General features: G+C 56.8%; 18 protein-coding genes and 1 tRNA gene. 5 read left to right on the top strand and 14 right to left on the bottom strand.

Annotated elements, in window-relative coordinates:
• Positions 1–7 precede the first annotated feature (7 nt).
• Complete coding sequence (leuS, locus tag AQ1_RS13865) at positions 8–2,569, bottom strand: leucine--tRNA ligase (RefSeq protein WP_042088281.1); 2,562 nt, start codon at positions 2,567–2,569, stop codon at positions 8–10.
• A gap of 130 nt (positions 2,570–2,699) precedes the next feature.
• Positions 2,700–3,137, bottom strand: coding sequence for a DUF3576 domain-containing protein (locus AQ1_RS13860; protein WP_042088279.1), 438 nt, complete (start codon positions 3,135–3,137; stop codon positions 2,700–2,702).
• Between the two features lie 359 nt (positions 3,138–3,496).
• Between AQ1_RS13860 and AQ1_RS13855 the strand changes: the two genes are divergently transcribed.
• On the top strand, positions 3,497–4,435 hold the full coding sequence (locus AQ1_RS13855) for a porin (RefSeq protein ID WP_152550444.1): 939 nt from the start codon (positions 3,497–3,499) through the stop codon (positions 4,433–4,435).
• Positions 4,436–4,457: 22 nt separating this feature from the next.
• Here AQ1_RS13855 and AQ1_RS13850 read toward each other — a convergent pair whose 3' ends face one another.
• A complete protein-coding gene (locus AQ1_RS13850; RefSeq protein ID WP_052371311.1) occupies positions 4,458–5,075 on the bottom strand; it encodes a thiamine phosphate synthase in 618 nt (205 codons plus the stop codon).
• 88 nt (positions 5,076–5,163) lie between these two features.
• Here AQ1_RS13850 and AQ1_RS13845 point away from each other — a divergent pair, with 88 nt between their 5' ends.
• Complete coding sequence (locus tag AQ1_RS13845) at positions 5,164–5,859, top strand: YggS family pyridoxal phosphate-dependent enzyme (protein WP_313977979.1); 696 nt, start codon at positions 5,164–5,166, stop codon at positions 5,857–5,859.
• 9 nt (positions 5,860–5,868) lie between these two features.
• Here AQ1_RS13845 and AQ1_RS13840 read toward each other — a convergent pair whose 3' ends face one another.
• Positions 5,869–6,402 carry a L,D-transpeptidase family protein gene (locus AQ1_RS13840; protein ID WP_042088276.1) on the bottom strand — a complete coding sequence of 178 codons (534 nt, stop codon included), beginning with the start codon at positions 6,400–6,402 and terminating at the stop codon, positions 5,869–5,871.
• Positions 6,399–7,547, bottom strand: coding sequence for a GTP cyclohydrolase II (gene ribA, locus AQ1_RS13835; protein ID WP_042088274.1), 1,149 nt, complete (start codon positions 7,545–7,547; stop codon positions 6,399–6,401). Before ribA ends, AQ1_RS13840 begins: the two co-directional genes overlap by 4 nt.
• Positions 7,548–7,664: 117 nt before the next feature.
• Here ribA and AQ1_RS13830 point away from each other — a divergent pair, with 117 nt between their 5' ends.
• Complete coding sequence (locus tag AQ1_RS13830) at positions 7,665–8,363, top strand: response regulator transcription factor (protein WP_042088272.1); 699 nt, start codon at positions 7,665–7,667, stop codon at positions 8,361–8,363.
• 23 nt (positions 8,364–8,386) lie between these two features.
• Here the strand turns inward: AQ1_RS13830 and AQ1_RS13825 are convergent, their stop codons facing one another.
• From AQ1_RS13825 to AQ1_RS13810, 4 genes are all read right to left on the bottom strand, one after another.
• Positions 8,387–9,232, bottom strand: a complete 846-nt coding sequence (locus tag AQ1_RS13825; protein ID WP_042088270.1) for an exodeoxyribonuclease III — start codon at positions 9,230–9,232, stop codon at positions 8,387–8,389.
• 49 nt (positions 9,233–9,281) lie between these two features.
• The gene (locus AQ1_RS13820; RefSeq protein WP_042088268.1) at positions 9,282–9,899 is read right to left on the bottom strand and encodes a hypothetical protein; all 618 of its coding nucleotides are present in this window, start codon (positions 9,897–9,899) and stop codon (positions 9,282–9,284) included.
• Positions 9,900–10,219: 320 nt separating this feature from the next.
• Positions 10,220–10,939, bottom strand: coding sequence for a LolA family protein (locus AQ1_RS13815; protein ID WP_052371310.1), 720 nt, complete (start codon positions 10,937–10,939; stop codon positions 10,220–10,222).
• Between the two features lie 94 nt (positions 10,940–11,033).
• A complete protein-coding gene (locus tag AQ1_RS13810; RefSeq protein WP_042088266.1) occupies positions 11,034–13,421 on the bottom strand; it encodes an FtsK/SpoIIIE family DNA translocase in 2,388 nt (795 codons plus the stop codon).
• A gap of 198 nt (positions 13,422–13,619) precedes the next feature.
• Between AQ1_RS13810 and AQ1_RS13805 the strand changes: the two genes are divergently transcribed.
• The gene (locus AQ1_RS13805) at positions 13,620–14,843 is read left to right on the top strand and encodes a UbiH/UbiF/VisC/COQ6 family ubiquinone biosynthesis hydroxylase (RefSeq protein WP_042088264.1); all 1,224 of its coding nucleotides are present in this window, start codon (positions 13,620–13,622) and stop codon (positions 14,841–14,843) included.
• A 33-nt stretch (positions 14,844–14,876) separates the two neighbouring features.
• Here AQ1_RS13805 and AQ1_RS13800 read toward each other — a convergent pair whose 3' ends face one another.
• The 4 genes from AQ1_RS13800 to trxA all read right to left on the bottom strand — a co-directional run bounded on the left by AQ1_RS13800 (position 14,877) and on the right by trxA (position 17,710).
• Positions 14,877–15,620: a hypothetical protein gene (locus AQ1_RS13800; RefSeq protein WP_150006666.1), complete on the bottom strand. Its 744-nt coding sequence runs from the start codon at positions 15,618–15,620 to the stop codon at positions 14,877–14,879.
• Positions 15,621–15,752: 132 nt separating this feature from the next.
• Complete coding sequence (locus AQ1_RS13795) at positions 15,753–15,938, bottom strand: Trm112 family protein (protein WP_042088260.1); 186 nt, start codon at positions 15,936–15,938, stop codon at positions 15,753–15,755.
• Positions 15,939–16,019: 81 nt separating this feature from the next.
• Entirely contained in the window at positions 16,020–16,718 is a 699-nt protein-coding gene (locus AQ1_RS13790; RefSeq protein WP_042088259.1) for an LON peptidase substrate-binding domain-containing protein, read from the bottom strand.
• A gap of 62 nt (positions 16,719–16,780) precedes the next feature.
• The gene (gene trxA, locus AQ1_RS13785; protein WP_042088257.1) at positions 16,781–17,710 is read right to left on the bottom strand and encodes a thioredoxin; all 930 of its coding nucleotides are present in this window, start codon (positions 17,708–17,710) and stop codon (positions 16,781–16,783) included.
• Between the two features lie 332 nt (positions 17,711–18,042).
• Here trxA and AQ1_RS13780 point away from each other — a divergent pair.
• Positions 18,043–18,117 (top strand) — tRNA-Gly (locus tag AQ1_RS13780).
• A gap of 49 nt (positions 18,118–18,166) precedes the next feature.
• Here the strand turns inward: AQ1_RS13780 and AQ1_RS13775 are convergent.
• Positions 18,167–18,865 (bottom strand): TetR family transcriptional regulator, encoded by a 699-nt coding sequence (locus tag AQ1_RS13775; protein WP_042088461.1) that lies wholly within the window; start codon positions 18,863–18,865, stop codon positions 18,167–18,169.
• Positions 18,866–18,984: the final 119 nt, after the last annotated feature.

Raw genomic sequence — 18,984 nt, 5'->3', positions numbered from 1 at the left:
ATCTGGTTTAAATCACGATATTGACGATACGATTGGGCACGACCACGATCTTGCGAATGGTTTGATCGCCGATGGCGCGACGCACCTTGTCGGATGCCAGCGCCAAGGCTTCCACATCGGGGCCGGACGCATCTTTCGCACAATCGATGGTATCGCGCAATTTGCCGCCCACCTGCACGCCGATGGTCACAGAGTCCTCAACCAGCAAAGCCGGATCGGCCTCAGGCCAAGGGGCCCCCGTGAGCATGGTTTTATGCCCCAGGCTTTGCCATAGCTCTTCGGCCAGATGCGGCATCATCGGCGAAACCAGCCGCACCAGCATTTCCAAAGCCTCGCGGTAACAGGCGGGATCGATATTCGGCACATCGGCTGCAGCAATGGCATTGGCCAATTGATAAAGCCGCGCCACCGCCCGATTGAGATGAAGGCCGGTGATATCGCCCGTCACGCCCTCGATCGCCTTATGTACCGAACGCCGCAAATCAAGGCTATCACCGGAAAGATCGGCGCGCACCGGCGTGCCCGGGGCCACCAAAGCCCCTTGGGCTGCCGAAACCAGACGCCATAAACGCTGGGTAAAACGCCACGCCCCTTCGATGCCGGTTTCGGTCCAGATCAGATCGCGTTCCGGCGGGCTATCAGACAGCACGAACCAGCGCGCCGTATCGGCCCCATATTGATCGATGATATCATCGGGATCGACCACATTGCGCTTGGATTTGCTCATTTTTTCGACCCGACCGGCGGTGATTTTCAGGCCGCTATCGGAACGGATCAGGGCACCCGCATCATTTTCCCGCACAAGGCTTGGGAAAACCCATTGCCCGGCTTCATCGCGATAGGTCATGTGATTGACCATACCCTGGGTAAACAGGCCCGCAAAAGGCTCATCCAGATCGAGATGGCCACACCGCTTCAGGGCGCGGGTGAAAAAGCGGGCATAAAGCAGATGCAAAATCGCATGTTCCACGCCGCCGGTATATTGATCCACCGGCAACCAGTAATCGGCCGCCGCCCGATCGATGGGGCGATCGCTTTGGGGCGCGGTGAAGCGGATAAAATACCATGAGCTATCGACAAAGGTATCAAGCGTATCGGTTTCCCGCAGGGCCGGTTTCTGGCAGCGCGGGCAGGTGGTGTGCTTCCAATCGGGATGATGGGCGATGGGATTGCCCGGCTTATCGAAAGAAATATCTTCGGGCAGCACCAAAGGAAGCTGATCGCGCGGCACCGGCACGATACCGCAATGCTCGCAATGGATGATCGGGATGGGGGTGCCCCAATAGCGCTGGCGGGAAATCCCCCAATCGCGCAAACGAAAGGTCACCTGACCCCGGCCCCAGCCGCCCTTCTCGGCCAAGCCAATCACATGGGCCTGGGCATCCTCGATGCTCATGCCATCGAGAAAATGGGAATGAGCGAGCCGCCCCGGCCCGGTATAGGCTTCCGCCCCCACGCTGAAGGCATCGGGTGATTGATCATGAGGCACCACCACCGGGCGCACGGCAAGGCCATATTTGCGGGCGAAATCCAGATCGCGCTGATCATGGGCCGGGCAGCCGAAAATGGCCCCGGTGCCATAATCCATCAACACGAAATTAGCCACATAGATGGGAAGATCAGACCCTTCATCAAAAGGATGCCGGGCCACAAGGCCGGTATTGAAACCTTTTTTCTCCGCCGCTTCCAAGGCTTCCTGCGAGGTGCCGGAGCGCTGACATTCTTTGATGAAGGCCATGAGATCGGCATTGGTTTCCGCCAGCTTCAAAGCCAAAGGATGATCCACGGCCACAGCACAGAAACTGGCCCCGAAAATGGTATCGGGGCGGGTGGTATACACCTCCAGCCGATCCTCAAGACCCTCGATTTCAAAGCTGAACTGCAGACCTTCCGAACGGCCGATCCAATTTTCCTGCATGGTCCGCACTTTTTCGGGCCAGCGTTCCAGCGCTTTCAGATCATCGAGCAGTTCATCGGCAAATTCGGTGATTTTCAAAAACCATTGCGATAGCTTGCGCCGCTCTACCGGGGCCCCGGAACGCCAGCCGCAGCCATCGATCACCTGTTCATTGGCAAGCACGGTTTGATCCACCGGGTCCCAATTCACCCAGGATTCCCGGCGATAAACCAGCCCGGCTTCCATGAAATCCAGAAACAGCGCCTGTTCATGACCATAATAAGACGGATCGCAGGTGGCGATTTCCCGGCTCCAGTCGATGGCCAGCCCCACCTGTTTCAACTGGGTGCGCATGGCGGCGATATTGTCATAGGTCCAATCGGCGGGATGGGTGCCTTTTTCCATCGCCGCATTTTCGGCAGGCATTCCAAAGGCATCCCAGCCCATGGGATGCAGCACATTATAACCCCGGCTCATATAAAAACGGCTGAGCACATCGCCGATGGTATAATTACGCACATGCCCCATATGAATCCGCCCCGAAGGATAGGGAAACATTTCCAGCACATAATATTTCGGCTTGTCGGGGGTCTGTTCTGCACGAAAAAGCGCAGCTTCATCCCACTGGCGCTGCCATTTTGCTTCCGTGACTTTAGGATTATAACGCGACATATATCTTCCTGGCTTTTCTTCGGCTGATCTTGATGATGGGCCCCTCAATCAAAGGCTGGCAGGAACATGATCAGCATTTTGTTTTTTGACGTGGCGCAAAGCCCGGCCCGTTTCGGCGGATCATATTGCCTCAATTCCCTATAGAATCGATCCGCAATTCCCGCGCGCGATTCAAGATAGCATCTTCAATCTTAAGCTCGGTGCCGGCCCGAAGCGGTTCATTCACCCAGATGGATGATGCATTGCGCACCTGCCTTACCACGCTCACCTTCAAGGTATCGGCACGCAACTGGCCCCCCAGAATAAAGGCGGAAACCTTCATCCGTTCATTGGGCACATCGGGATGCGCATACCAATCGGTGATCAAAGCCCCGGCGCGGGGATCCACATCAACCATCGGCATGAAAGACAGGGTTTCCACCGCCGCCCGCCATAAATAGCCATTTACCCCCGATGATGTGGGTTCAATGCGCACATCTTCCTTTTCACCGCCAAAAATGCCGCAGGCAGAGAGTGTGGCCGCTGAAAAGGCAAGGCCGATGATCGTCAGGAAGAGTCTGATAGTCATGATATCCCTTCACACACGTCGTTATCCGGATTGTTATCCAGACTGCTGTCAAATGCGGCTATATAACGGTCCTTAGGGCAATTGACCAGCGTTAGAAACCCGAAGCTCCACATCGCCCCCCAAGATCATGCCGTGCACAAGTGCAACAGGCCATGGCAAAAATAAGGGTGGCATCTGGATTTCGTTGAAATGAAATGGTAATCTCTCACCGTTATCCTTATCTAAGGTTCGCTCTCATTTATGCTTTTGCCCATGTGCAGATCAAAGCGGGTGCGGATGAAAGCAGGCTTGATAATTCGGAAACACAATCAACATAAGAGATCCGCAAAGGACTCTGCAGGGAAGAAGACGCTTTTACCGTGAAACAGGCATTCCTCAAAGCATTGGCTCTTTTGGGTATGTTCGCCATCTGTATCACAGATGGTGCTGCGGAACAGGTGCCGCGTTTCAAATCCAGCGGCTTCCTTCAATCTCTTGATCTTTTTGCTGATCAAAGCGCCACTTTGCAAGGTGACGATCAAAAGCCTGATCGCCTGAAAATCGATTTTGCCTTTCGCGGCGAGCAAATGAAGGAAGAGCCGGGCTTTTTATATCTGCGCGATGAAAGCAGCGATCAAACGGGCGATATCGCCCCCTTGGAATCGGCGTCTCATGCCCGCCCCTCCACCAGCTTCACGCCGCGACTCAGCGCCTTGGGTGGTCTTGATCGCGGGGTCGATCCTAATGGCCGGGCCCGCACCCTGAGCAGCTTCACCCCGCGCTATGCCGGTTCTGAAATGACCCTGAGCTTTGCGCCGCGCGAAAACAGCACCCCCCGCGAACAAATCAGGCTTAAGATCAATTCCGAATATCTTCTGGAACAATCCCCCGGTTATCTGGCTGCGGGCCCCGGAAATTTTGGATCAGGGGCAGCGCTTTCTCCCTATGATCGGGAATCCCTTAATATGGGGATGAGTGTGGGCTATCTGGGCTTTATCATCGCGGCCAGCATGACCCGCGAATCGGGCGGACTATTGCAGGATATTGATGGATTCGATATTGGCTTCGGCTATGCTTGGTCGGCCTTTACCACCCAATTATCGGTGGGGGAATATCATCTGGGTGGGGATACGCCCGGCTTTGAGACCGGCTATGATCGCTATCACAAGCTGGAATTGGGGGCCGCCTATGCGGTGTCTGAACGGCTGCGTGTATCGGGTGGGGTTCGTTTGTTCGATTATGGTGCACGCTTTAGCATCAATGGCGATGCGGCAGAACGTTCGGGCCTGCTTTATCTTGGCACCCGCTTCAATTTCTGATCCCGTTTTAAAGGCTATTCCCTCAGCGTCTGTTCTGGCGGCATCTGGCGGCCAGATGGCCAAAGCGATCTTCGTGGAATCCACTGATCGCGGCAATGCCGCACAAGCCGGGGGGCAGGCGGTGGATATTTTGGCTGTTGATCCCGCCCAAGGCATACACCGGCAAGCGGCTATGGCCGATCATGCGTGCCAACCGATGCGGCCCCAAGGTTCTGGCACCAGGGTGGCTCGATGTTTCAAAGACCGGCGAGCACAAAACCGCATCACAGCCCAGCCGCCAGGCCTGCGCCACAGCCCGCTGATCATGGGCCGCTGCAGTCATGATCCAGCCCGGATGTCTCCGTATTCCCTCCCTATTTTCCAGCACCCCCCCTTTTTCCAACATCCATTGCGGCCAATGAACGCCTTGCGCGCCACAGGCCCGGGCCAAAGCCGGATCACCCGCCACCAATAGCACCAAAGACCGCGCCGAAGTGACAGCCGCCAGCCGCTGCGCCAGCCCGGCCCGATCCGGGGCCTGGTAAGCCCGCAACAAAACCCCGCTGCCCGGCAAAAGCCGATGCAAAACTCCCATCATGGCCGGGCTCAGATCGCGATCAATGATATAAAAACAAGGCGGCAGGGCCTTGACCAAAGACATTTTGTGTTTCACCTGAAGCCAGAGAGTGATGTACCCAGAAAAGAGTTTGGCCAGAGAATGATTTGGCCAGAGAAGAATTTGAAACGGGATGATGATGCCAAAACAACCCTATCGCGCTGATGATGTGGCTGGCAATCTTGCTGATGTCAAAGCCCGGATCGATGCCGTGATGATGGCTCAGGGCCTTGATCGCCCCCGCCCTTTGATCATTGCCGTTTCAAAACGCCAAAGCGCCGATCACATCCGCCGGGCGTTGGCGGCCGGGCATCGCCATTTCGGCGAAAACAAAGTGCAGGAAGCCCAGGACAAATGGCCCGCCTTGTTGCGCGATTATCCCGATGCCCGGCTGCATCTGATCGGCCATCTGCAAAGCAACAAGGCCGCTGATGCCGTGGCCCTTTTCGATGTCATTGAAAGTTTGGATCGGCCCAAACTGGCCCATGCCATCGCCAAAGCCATGGGGCAACACACCAAACAGCCCAGCCTTTTCATTCAGGTTAATACCGGCGATGAACCGCAAAAAAGCGGCGTGGCCCTTGATGAATTGGATGATTTCATCACCCTGTGCCGCGATGATCTGGAACTGCCCATCACCGGTCTGATGTGCCTGCCGCCCGTGGATGATGATCCGGCGCTCCATTTTGCCCTTTTGGCAAAGCTGGCCCGGCGCCATCATCTGCCGCAGCTTTCCATGGGAATGAGCGGGGATTTTGAACTGGCAGCCCTGATGGGGGCAAGCCAGGTGCGGGTGGGCACGGCAATTTTCGGCCCCCGCCCCGATTAGGAAAGGCGATCAGATCGGCACGATATCGATTTCCTGCACTGCGCCCATAAGGACGGCCAGCTTTAAAAGATCATCAGGCCGACAGGCCACACAGCCCAAAGTGGGCGGCAGGCTTTCATCGGTCATATGCAGGAAAATCGCGCTGCCCCGCCCCGGCACCACCGGCTGGCGATTGAAATCGAGCACAAAGAAAAGATCATAGCGATGATCGGCCCGCCATAAATCCTCATGGCTGGCCGCAAAGGAGGGCTTTTTGATGAGCCGATTATAATCCGGGCTTTGGGGATCATCACACCAGCCCCAATGCGCCTCGATCGCCATGAGCGGCAAAGCGCAGTGGGGCGGGGTCAGGCGATCCGCCCGGTAATAGCCCATCTCCAGCCCATAGCGCCCCGCAGGTGTGGCCCGATCCCCTTCCCTCGCTTTATCTGCGGGCACGATCCCCGCCCCACCCAAGGCGCAGGGCACCACCAGATCCCCAAGGCTGAGCCAACCCCGGCTGGACCCAATGGCCGCCCGCACGGTGATGATCGGGCTGGTCATAGAAAATGCCCGGTTTTATCGCGCTTTGTAGCCAGATAATGGGCATTGTGATCATTGGCGGGGAAGCTGTGTTCCACCCGCTCCAATATCGTGATGCCCTCATCCTCCAGCCCGCTGACTTTTGCCGGATTATTGGTCAGCAGCCTGATTTTCGTAAAGCCCAGGGCTTTCAGCATCGCCGCTGCCGGGGCAAAAACGCGCTCATCCGTGGCAAAGCCCAAGCGCAGATTGGCATCCACCGTATCATGGCCAAGATCTTGCAGGGCATAGGCTTTCAATTTAGCGATCAGGCCGATCCCCCGGCCTTCCTGCGCCAGATACAAAAGAAGCCCGCCACCCGCCGCCCTGATGCTTTCAAGGGCCCCGCGAAACTGGCTGCCGCAATCGCATTTCAAAGACCCCAGCGCATCGCCGGTGAAACATTCGGAATGAAGCCGCACCAGCACCGGTTTCGAGGGGGCCGGATCACCCAGCAGAATGGCGAAATGCTCGATCCCCCCGCTGATCGGGCGAAAGGCAATGATCCGGCTGTCCACCGCCCCCTCGATAGGCAGGCGGGCATCGGCAACGATGCGCAAATCCGCTGTCTGGCGATCATCGGCCAGGGCGATCTTTTCTTTTTCAACCCATAAAACGCCGTGATGATCGGCCAGTGATTGCGGATCACCATCCAACGGAAAGATGAGCGCGGCTGGCAAAAGCCGGGCAATTTTCAAAAGCCGCAGCGCCGCCTCGTGAAGATCGGTGGTGGCCAGATCATCATCGATCATCTGAAACGGCCCTTTTAAGGGGGCGGCCAGATCGAATGTGGGATCGGCCAGCGCCCGCATCTGCGCCGGGCTCAGCCAATCGGGGCAGGCCAAGGGCACGGCGGCGCGGCCCTTATGACGAATTTTCAACACCGCCGCCCGTTCGCGGCTGATCAAAAGCTGCGCCCTTCCAAAAGGGGCAAGCTGCGCCAAGCGCTGGAGATCAGCCATTTCCGCAGGGAAAACGGCGAAAACCGGCGCGCCTTTCCCCCTGCTTCGGGCCCCCATGTCACCGGCGATCAAAACCGGCAAGCCCCGGCGCAAATCCCCCGCTGCCCGACCGATGGCGACTATGTCACGCTGTTGTGTCTGTAAAAAGGCTTTACCCATCGCCATATCCGGCTCGCTCTGGTTAAAATATGTTCTGTGTGTCATAGATAACGGGTGGCGTGCCGAAAGGCACCCTGAAGCTGTGACTTTCTTTAAAGCCCTTAACGGAAAGACGCATTCCCTATGTCGGTCAAACGAATTTTGCTTGTTGATGATGATGATGATCTGCGGAGCGGGCTGGCCGAACAGCTTGCACTGCATGAGGAATTTGAACCCGCGGAAGCAGAAACTGCAACCCGGGGCATAGAAAAAGCGCGAGAGATCAGCCCTGATCTGATCATTCTGGATGTGGGGCTGCCTGATATAGATGGTCGTGAAGCCTGCCGCATGATGCGCAAAGCGGGGATCAAGGTTCCCATCATCATGCTGACCGGTGCCGATACCGATGCCGATACCATTTTGGGGCTCGAATCAGGTGCCAATGATTATATCGCCAAGCCCTTTCGCTTTGGTGTTCTGCTGGCCCGGATGCGGGCGCATCTTCGCCAGCATGAACAAAGCGAGGATGCCGTTTTCCAGATCGGACCCTATGTTTTCAAGCCCGCCAACAAGCTTTTGGTGCAAGAAGACAAGGGCACCAAATTGCGGCTGACGGAAAAAGAAACATCGATCCTCAAATATCTCTATCGCGCCGGGGGTCAATCGGTCAGCCGGGAAGAGCTGCTCAATGAAGTGTGGGGCTATAATGCCGGGGTGACCACCCACACGCTGGAAACCCATGTTTATCGCCTGCGCCAGAAAATGGAGCTGGACCCATCCGATGCCCGGCTTCTGGTCACCGAACCGGGGGGCTATCGCCTCAATGCGGCAAAAGACGACTGAGCGAGCGGGCGCCAAAAACCCCCTCAAGACAGAGGCAGATCGATATCGACGATGACCGGGGCATGATCCGATGGACGATCCCAGCTCCGGGCATCGTCGAACACGCTCATCCCCCGCAAACCATCCTTGAGGCAGGGGCTGACCCAGATATGATCGAGCCGCCGCCCGCGATTGGACGCCCGCCAATCCCGCGCCCGATAAGACCACCAGGAAAACAGCGGCTCATCATCCGCCACGAAATGGCGCATGGCATCCACCCAATCATGGGCTTTTTGCAAGGCGTGCATCCGTTCGGTTTCCGGCGGGGTGTGGCTGACCACCTTCAATAATTGCCGGTGCGACCACACATCGCTTTCCAAAGGCGCGACATTGAGATCGCCCACCATGATGCTCGGCTCATCCAGCGTTTTTGACCAGCCGATCATTTCATCAAGAAAATCAAGCTTATGAGCAAAGCGGGGATTCACCTCGCGGTCTGGCTCATCGCCCCCTGCGGGTACATAGAAATTATGCAGCTTCACCCCGCCGGGCAGGCGTGCCGCGATATGCCGGGCATCGCCCTTCTGGCACCAATCGGCGCTTTCAATCTCTTCGAGGGGCAAGCGCGATAAGGTCGCCACGCCATGATGATTGCGCTGTCCGGCGATGGCCTGATGAACATAGCCGCGCTCTTCAAACCAGCTGCGGGGAAATTGATCGGTTTGCACCTTGATTTCCTGAAGGCATAAAATATCAGGGTCCTGCAGGCTGATGAAACGATCCACAAGATCAATCCGGGCCCGCACGGAATTGACATTCCATGTGACCAGACGGGCGCGTTTCGATGGCCGATAAGCCTTCGATGCTGTGTCATAGGCTGAAGCTGTCATTAATCGGGGTCTCTTTTCAGGGAAAATAATTCAAAAAAAGCGCCATTCATCAGAAAATATTGAGCGTGCCGCCCATGATGCCCACGGGCCAGCGGCCATGCTCGAAAATCCTGAATTTATGGCTGATGGCATGATCAGAATCGCCGCCCGAGGCCAAAAGCAGGGCCGCCTGATGGCACATCTGAACGGCGGCACCGGTAGCCGCGCGAACGAAGGCTTCATCATCGATCAACAGAAAATCCCGCACCTCCTGGGCAGCAGCCTCGGCGCTTTGGGCGGCTTTAGCGGCAATATGGGTGAGCACCAGTTCCAGCGTTTCTTCATCCACCTCGGCCAAAGCATCCTGCAAAACCGCCATCCGCATCAATTCTTCCGCTTCCCAGGCGGGGCTGTTGAGATCGATGCTTTCCGCCGCCCCGGCTGCATCCTCCCACAAGGGCAGGATCGCCGGCTGTGCCTCGGGAAAGCCCAAAGCATCGCAATAGTTTTGGCTATCGGCCATGAGGGCTTTGCTCATGGGATCGCCCACCGCCCGAAACCACGGGCAGCGCTCGATCAAGGCGGTGAGCCGCCCCACTCCCGCTAAGGTCGGATAGCGTTCAAAAACCTCGAAAGTCTCTTCGTCTGATCCGGGATCTGAAGGGATATCTGATCGGCGATCGGTCACAGGATCAAATCCTTTGGTCCAGTCATGAAAACCCCGGCATGGGGATATCCGACGCCTTCATGCCACAAGAAAAATGCCCGGTCGAGGGGGGTATCGACCGGGCACCGACGCTCAGTATGCGTCTCGTGACAGCCAGACCGGAAAGTGGGGGGCACAACTCCGGGAGGGGAAGGCTGTCACACAGCCGTACATAACGACCCACTATGGCATTTCAAGGGCGCAGAGCCGGTGCGTGGACAATTTGTCTCACCTTTTGGTGGAAATCCGGGACTGTCAGGAATTTCCCGTGCGGCCTCGATATACTCCCTGTGCTTATCAAATCAGCGCCCGCGCCGCCGCCGCTGGGATGGCAATGTGCGCGGATCTTTGAACGACCAAAGCTCTTCATCCGCCAGCGCCAGATTGAGTCGCGTTTTTTCCAGCCTGATTCGCGTGACCACGCCTTGCCCGTCCATCACCTCCCAGCCTCGCAGGCTTAAGCTGGGGGGGCCATCGGGCTGCGGTGTTTCCTCGATCAGTAAGGTGAGATTGCCCTGTTGATTATCGGCAGGATCATCCACAGACACGAGAATGACCGATTGCCCGCCGATCTCAAGGCTGTTGACCATGGCATCCGCCGCCCGCAGATCGATTTTGTCCTGAACCAGAATCCCCAGCGGCGTATCATCGATGGGCCAGCGTGTCACCTGCCCCACATCATAATCGATAAAGCTCAATAGCGTGCCATCGCTCACCAGCAAAAGCGGTGTTTCATCGGTATATTCAAAGCGCAACCGCCCCGGACGATCCAGAGACAAAACCCCCCGGGTGATGGTGCCATTATCAGCGATCTGAATGAAATCGGATTTCAGGGTATCGATCCCATTGAGGAACGCCTCAACCTTATCGATCCTTTGGGAAAGGCCATCGCTTTCCACATGCTGCTCGCTCAACTGTGCAAGCGGTTCGCTTGGCTCTGCGTCACGATCCTGGGCCAAGGCATCAAGGCCGGCCAAGGATCCCAGTGTAAAAAACAATGCCGCCACCAAATCGCGCGCCATGTGAAAACCCTTTCATCAAATCCGTGCATCCCGATCCTATCAGGACAGGGGCTAAAGGAGAATTTAGGGCCCGATCGCGGCTTTTTAAAGGGCATCAGCCCTCATCATCGCGGGGCGGCACCAGAATTTCCCGTTTTCCGGCATGATTGGGGGCGCTGATCACGCTTTGATCTTCCATTTCCTCGATCAGCGAGGCGGCTCGATTATAGCCGATGCGCAGCCGCCGCTGAATATAGCTGGTGGAAACCCGGCGATCGCGCAAAACCACATCCACAGCTTTGTCATAAAGCGAGGCATCGCTCTCGCCGCTATCGCCCGAAGGCCCGGGGATGAAGGGGCTGTCAAAGCCTTCGCTGGGCTCTTCGGTGACATCTTCCATATAGGAAGGGGCGGCCTGCTTTTTCAGATGCTCCACCACCCTTTCCACCTCGGCATCCGACACGAAGGCGCCGTGCACCCGGGTGATCCGCCCGCCGCCCGCCATATAAAGCATATCCCCCATGCCCAGAAGCTGTTCGGCGCCCTGCTCCCCCAAAATGGTGCGGCTATCGATTTTCGAGGTCACCTGAAAAGAAATGCGGGTGGGGAAATTGGCCTTGATAGTGCCGGTGATCACATCAACCGAAGGCCTTTGGGTCGCCATGATGAGATGGATGCCCGCCGCCCGCGCCATCTGCGCCAAACGCTGCACCACCGCTTCCACATCCTTGCCCGCCACCAGCATCAGATCGGCCATTTCATCGATCACAATGACAATCATCGGCAGGGGTTCGAAATCAAATTCCTGTTCTTCATAAAGGGGTTGCCCGGTGTCTTTATCAAAGCCGATCTGCACCTTACGCTTGATGGTTTCATCATTTTCCCGGGCTTCGGCCACCCGCTTATTATAAGCAGCCAGATTGCGCACCCCGATTTTCGACATCGCCCGATAGCGTTCTTCCATCTCGCGCACCGCCCATTTCAAGGCCACCACGGCCTTTTTCGGTTCGGTGACCACCGGGGTCAAAAGATGGGGGATGTCGTCATAAATGCTCAATTCCAGCATTTTGGGATCGACCATGATCAGCTTGCAGCGTTCGGGCGGCATCCGATAAAGCAAAGACAGGATCATCGCATTCAGCCCCACCGATTTCCCCGAACCGGTGGTGCCCGCAACCAATAAATGAGGCATCGAGGCCAGATCGGCGATCACCGGCCCCCCGCCGATATCCTTGCCCAGAATCAGCGGCAGGCGGGCATTGCTGTTTTCAAATGGGCGCGAAGCGAGCAAGGCGCTCAAGGGCACCATTTCCCGCACGCTATTGGGCAATTCGATGCCGATGGCATTGCGCCCCGGGATCACCGCCACCCGCGCCGAGATCGCGCTCATGGAGCGGGCAATATCATCCGCCAGGCCGATCACCCGCGCCGATTTTACCCCCGGTGCCGGTTCCAGTTCATAAAGGGTCACCACCGGGCCCGGGCGGACCTGCACGATCTTGCCCTCAATCCCGAAATCATCGAGCACGGTCATCAAAAGCCGGGCATTCTGTTCCAGCGCATCCTCGCTCAAAAGGGCATCGGGATCAGCGGCTTTGGGCGCATCCAAAAGCTCAAGGGGCGGCAGGCGAAAGCCATCGAGATCGGGAAAGAGCGAGCCCTGGCGTTCTTTTTTGGCCCGCTTGCTTTCTTCGCGGGTTTCTTGTTTTCCGGCCTTTTTACGCTTGATTTCAGGGGTGGACCGGGGGGCATTGCGGCTTTTGGGCTGGCGCCGGGGGGTGGGGGGCTCATCCGTTTCACGCCGGCGCACCAAAGCCCATAAAGCCAAGATAAGCCGTCCGATGCCGCGCCCAAAACGGCCCAGAACCGCCAGAACCGCGCGCCATTCCGCCCGCGAAATGCCCAATGCTGCCAAAAGCGCCAGCACCCCGCCCACAAAGCCCACAAGGGCGGCAACCCAGCCCGGCGGTGCCCAGCCAAGGCCCGCACCAAGACGATAAAACCAACTGGCCAGCCGATCCCCCAATAAGCCCCCATAGCCAAGACCATCAAAAGGCCAGGACCCTATCAGGGAATAACGGGCCGATGATAAGCTGGATGACGAAAAATACGATGCCGCCAAGGCAAAACACAAAGCCGCCACCGGCAAAACCAGAAGATGGGTCCAAAACCACGGAAGGCCGCGCGCCGCCCCCACCCGCCAGCCCCAGCCCAGAAAAGGCAGCGCCAAAATCACCGAAGCCAGCCCCAGAGTTTGCAGCAAAAGATCGGCCAAAGCCGCGCCGGGAAAGCCCAGAAGATTGCTCACCCCAGCATCTGTAGAGCGATTGAGCGTGGGATCGGCAGGATCAAAGCTTGCCAAAGCCAGAATGATCGCCACCCCGATGGCCGCGATCAAAAGCCCGAAACATGTTTGCGCCCAGCGCTTCAGCGCCTGTATCATGGCGGCTGGCAGCAGTGGCGGTTTATGGGTATTGGCCTGTCCTTGTGCCACGCGCTTCATCCTTTTTGCCTGTTGCTTTTCTGTGGCATCTGTTGTTGGTCTTGCCCCGTATCATCATCATGCGAAAATAAATGAGCCCAAGAGGAATGCCAACCCAATAGACGGCCCAAGAGAGATGACACAGCAAAGCGTTCAGCGCTAGACTATGATCATCATCTGCACAAGACGCCCGAACACAGGGTAACAGGAACGGATTTTATGCCTGATCATGGTGATATAAAGGTTGATATCGCAATTATTGGTGGCGGCATGGCCGGTTTGACCGCCGCCTGCGGGCTTGCCCATTATGGGCTTGAGGTAGCCGTGATCGATGCCGCATCGCCGCCCGATCTGACCCATGAAGCCTATGATGGCCGCTGTTCAGCGATTGCTTTTGCCTCGGTCGAGATGTTTCGTGCCCTTGATATTTGGTCACCCTTGGAAGAAACCGCCCAGCCCATTCATGAAATCCGGGTGTCTGACGGCGCTTCGCCCTTGTTTTTGCATTTCGATGAGGCGGACGTGGGGGATCAGCCCCTTGGCCAGATGGTGGAAAACCGGCATCTGCGCCAGGCCCTGTTTTTCCGCGCCGGGCAATTCCAGAATCTGCACCAGATCGCGCCCGCTCGCCCCCTCTCCATCAGCCGCACCGATCATCAGGCCGAAATTGTGCTGTCGAATGGCCAGCATCTGGCGGCACGCCTGATCATTGCCGCCGATGGACGCAACAGCAGCCTGCGGGCCGAGGCCGGAATTCTGACCCCGCAATGGCGCTATGATCAGGCGGGTATCGTTGCCAGCATCGATCATGAATTGCCCCATTGCGGCATTGCCCATGAACGCTTTTTACCTGATGGGCCTTTTGCCATCCTGCCCCTTAAAGGCAATCGATCCTCTTTGGTGTGGACCGTGCGCGCCGATTGCGCCGAGGCCATCATGGCCCTGTCTGCCCGTGGTTTTGAGGCCGAAGTACAAAAGCGGGTGGGGGATTTTCTAGGTAAAGTCAGCATTGCCGGGCCGCGATGGAGCTATCCTTTGGGTCTGCATATGGCCGAGCGCATCATCGATCGGCGCCTGTGCCTGATCGGCGATGCCGCCCATGGCATTCACCCCATCGCCGGGCAGGGGCTGAATATGGGCCTGCGCGATATTGCCGCGCTGATCGAAGTGCTGGTTGAAGCCGCCCGCCGGGGCGAAGATATCGGCAGCCCCTTTGTGCTGGAACGTTACCAGCGCTGGCGGCGTACCGATAATGTGACCCTTGCGGTTGTGACCGATGCTTTGAACCGATTATTTTCAAATGATATTGCCCCCATCCGGCAAGCCCGGGATCTGGGCTTGGGGCTGGTCAATAAGATGCCATTTTTAAAGCGGTTTTTCATCAGCCATGCTCGGGGCACGGTGGGCCATCTGCCGCGCCTGTTGAAGGGCCAGGCTGTTTAATGGATAAGGCTGTTTGAGGCCCGAAAAAAAGGCTCAAGGACGGTGTTTTGCTGTGGATGAGGTTTTGACCGAAGGCCGATCTTCCCGCACCGGCTGATAATCCCGATATAAAAATTCAACCCTGTAATCGATGGAACCAAAAGGCTGCCCGCCGCTGACCGCAAGGCTTTGCTGGCGGATCACCGGGGTGCCATCGGCCAGCCTTTCAAAGCGGATCACCCCCGTACCTTCATGGATCCGTACCAGCCAATGGGGCTTGAAAGACTCTTCGACCTTTAAGCGGATTTCTGTGACCAGCGGCTTGTTGGTGCGGGTATCAATCACCGCTTCACCAGAAATCCGGTCGGAAATATCGTCCCCCTCCAAAAGGATGGAACCCACGCCCAAACGCCTGATCTGATAGGTGGATTGCTCTTTGGTGCGCGATAAAAGGCTGACCTCGCCATCCAGATAATTCAGGATCCGGCCATAGGTTTCGGGCGCCCCGCGTTCTTCGGATTGTTCATATTTGCGCTGATATTTATCGGATGGCGGCTGTTCATTGCGTTCCAGCAAAAGCCATTCTTCGCCATCCGGGCGGGTAGGATCATAAGCCGCCCGACGCTGCCGGGTTTTACCCGAATTATCCGTGTAAATGCGAATGAGGCGGTAATCATCGGCGGAAATGCTGGCGGCTTCAGCGCGCACGGCCTCCAGAACCGGATCGGCCCAAGCCCCGCTTGCCCAAAAAACCAAAAGCAGGCCGATCATCATCGACCGGATTTTGTTTCCAACCACTATCATTCTCCACATATCCGGCTGTATCGATCCTGATCAAGCCCAAAGGTTTCAGCATCATGATAGGGGTTTAGAAAATTTTGGATGAGCAGCCGATGAACAACCGGCTTTTGGGGCACGAAAAAAAGCCGATCAGGCCTGATCGAGCGCGCGGGCTTCATCCGCCAGCATGATCGGCACCCCATGGCGAATGGGAAAGGCAAGCCCGGCTGCTTCGCTCACCAGTTCCTGAGCCGCGCGATCATAGCGCAAGGTGGTTTTGGTCAGCGGACACACCAGAATTTCCAGTAATTTCGGATCGATCAGATCTTTTTCCATCGGGGCTGTCCTTTATGGGGATCACAATCCCCCTAAACAGGCATGAGGGGGCATGAACGGGCCTTCACGAAAGCGCGCGGTTTAATTCGGCATCTGCGGCGGGCGATCATCATCTTCATCAATCGTGGGATCGGCAAGGGAGAATTCCATCAAAGTGATCATGGTTTGGGTTCGCTCGGTCAGGCTGCGGGCTTCCAGCAAAGCCTGCTTTTCGGCGGGCTCGAACGGGCAGATCATGGCCAGCGAATTGACTAGAAGCTCATCAGGAGCTTTTTCAATGGATGACCATTCGGCATTCAGCCCGCGCTGTTCCAAAAAGCGGGTGAGGCTGCCCAAAAGGGCATCGCGATCCACCCCGGCACGGCGGGCGGGAATGGCCCGATCCTCTTCAAAATCGCCATAATCCACCTTCATCTGGCGATAAGGTGTGAGGCTGGACAATTCTTCTTCGATGCGAAAGCGGCTCACCCCCTTAAGACTGATGAGAAAGCGCCCATCATCGGTTTCCGCGAAAGAGCAGATGCGCCCGGCACAACCGATCTCATACAGGCCCGCCCCATCATTGCCCTGCCCGCCTGCAATAGACTGAGGCGTGCTGCGCGGCTGAACCATCCCGATAATGCGATCCGAGCCCATGGCATCACGGACCATCTGCACATAGCGGGTCTCGAAAATATTGAGGGGCATTTCACCGCGCGGCAATAACAGCGCCCCAAGCAGCGGGAACACCGGTATCACGGTCGGCAATTGCTCTTCACTCGGCGAGACGGATTCAGCCATTGTCTCTCTCCACCTGAAAGTCTTCATTCCTATGAACGGTCCCAACAGCAAAAAAGATCATATCAGGAAAACAAGACGGACGATAAACGCCGCCGCCAGCGCAAGGTAAAGGGATCGGTTGGACCTTTTGATTCAAATAATTTTAGCAAAGCTGCCCGGGCCGCCCCCTCATTCCAATCGCGATCCGTGCTGATGATGGCAATCAGATGCTCGGCCGCTTCTTCCGGGCGCTGATACGCCGCCAAAGCCCGGGCCAGGTCAAAGCGCGCCTGATGATCATCCGGTTGCGCCCTATGGGCGGCTTCAAGGCTATCGAGATCGCCCACTTCTTTTGCCAGATCGGCCAGTTCCAGCGCCGCCTGCGCCTTCATGATGGCGGGATCATTGGCTTTATCGGCCGGAATATCGGCCAAAAGGGCCCGGGCTTCCTCAACATGCCCCAAAGCCAGATAGGCCTGCGCCATCCCCCCCAGAATGCGGCTGTGATCAGGCTCGGCATGGCTCAGCCCCCCCAAAATACGCAGGGCTTCGGCGGGCTGATCGGCATCGAGGGCCGCAAAAGCCTGATCGATCATCGCATCAAGGCCATCACCGGGATCGCCTGAAAGCTTGATCAACTGATCGATGAAAGCCCGCACCTGACTTTCGGGCAAGGCGCCTTGGAAGGCATCCACCGGCTGGCCCTTATAAAAGGCATAAACCGTGGGCACGGATTGAATCTGCAATTGCGCGGCGATATCGCGATTTTTTTCGATATCCACCTTGATCAGGGCCACCTTGCCCTTATGCCCCCGCACCAGCGTTTCAAGCATAGGGGTAAGCTGCTTGCAGGGTGCACACCATTCCGCCCAGAAATCGACCAGAACCGGACGATCTTTCGAGCCTTCCAGCACATCTTTCACAAAAGAGCGGGCATCGGCATCCCGGATCAGATCATTTTGGCCAAGAGACGCCGCCGACGCCCCAGAGGTAGAAGAAATCAGATGGTCCATTTTTCCTGTCCTTCAGGGCTTATGCCTGTTTTTTGCCGGTCCATTTCAAAAACGCGGGGCAGCCACCGCCATCCATCTATGGGTATCATGGCATATATGAAACTCTTGGCCGGTTTTTAACATCTTTTGAGAGATTGACCAGACAAGAGATCGCTTTCTTATCCGTCAAAAACCCTCTTTTTCGCTGGACTCTCAACCCCAAGGCCCTTATATCGCCTGCCGGTAACGCTGATGCCGGTTTTGTCTTACCCGGTTTGAGAAAAAAGTCTGTTGCATCCTTCTTGCCGATGCGTATAGTCCCGGCGTTACCCGGTCATTGGCCGGACCCATATGCGGGCGTAGCTCAGGGGTAGAGCACAACCTTGCCAAGGTTGGGGTCGTGAGTTCGAATCTCATCGCCCGCTCCAGTTTTTAAAAACCAGTCGCTCAGGCCAAACGGTCAGATCGGCTGGTTTTTTATATCTGGTGGATCGGCAGACCCTGTGGCTTTTTCGAGGATTTTAAGGCCGCATCAGGGTTGGGCCCTGGATTGAGCGCGGGGTTGGTCCTGAGGGCCGAGAAAAAATGCCCCACCAAAAAGGCGGCATCCCGCTCGATATCATATTCATCGGGGGCGCGCAGATAATCGGTATGAAGGCCGCGCATCAGGCCATACAGCCCCAAAGCCAATGTGCGGGGAGAGGCCCCCGCCGCCGGCAAAATCCTGCCATTCCCGTGCAAGCGCGTAAAAAAATCGGTGAGCGACCGGACCACCTCGGCGCGGGCAGTGTGTTCACGCTCCACCAAACCCGCCATATCGGCCACATATTCGCATTTCAAAAGCAGAATCGTATAAACCCGGCGCATCTGTTCATCATGATGCATATCGATCAGGCAATTGATGCATAAAGCCTGCAGATCATCGAGGCTGTCGGTACTATCGAGAAGCTGATAAAAGCTGCGCTCCATCGGCATGCGCACCCGATCAACCATGGCATTGAACAAATCGGATTTATTTTCAAAATGCCAGTAAAGCGCCCCCCGGGTGACCCCGGCAGCCTGCGCGATCTGCTCAAGACTGGTGCGCGAAACCCCCCGCTCCATAAAAACCCGCTCGGCCGCATCAAGCAGATTTTCCCGCGTTTCATAGGCTTCCTGCTTTGTCCGCCTGACCATCATCCATCCCCAATCAGGATTTTTTCTTTACATACATTTAAGAATGTATATTAATGCGCCTCATGGTGCAAGGCCAGCATGATGAGCCTTTAATTCATAACGCAGCGACCGGAGATCTT

This window comes from Iodidimonas nitroreducens (assembly GCA_000710935.1).
Classification (GTDB): Bacteria; Pseudomonadota; Alphaproteobacteria; order Sphingomonadales; family Rhodothalassiaceae; genus Iodidimonas; species Iodidimonas nitroreducens.
The sequence above is the reverse complement of the archived record's forward strand: the minus strand, read 5'-3'. Positions and strand labels throughout refer to the sequence as shown.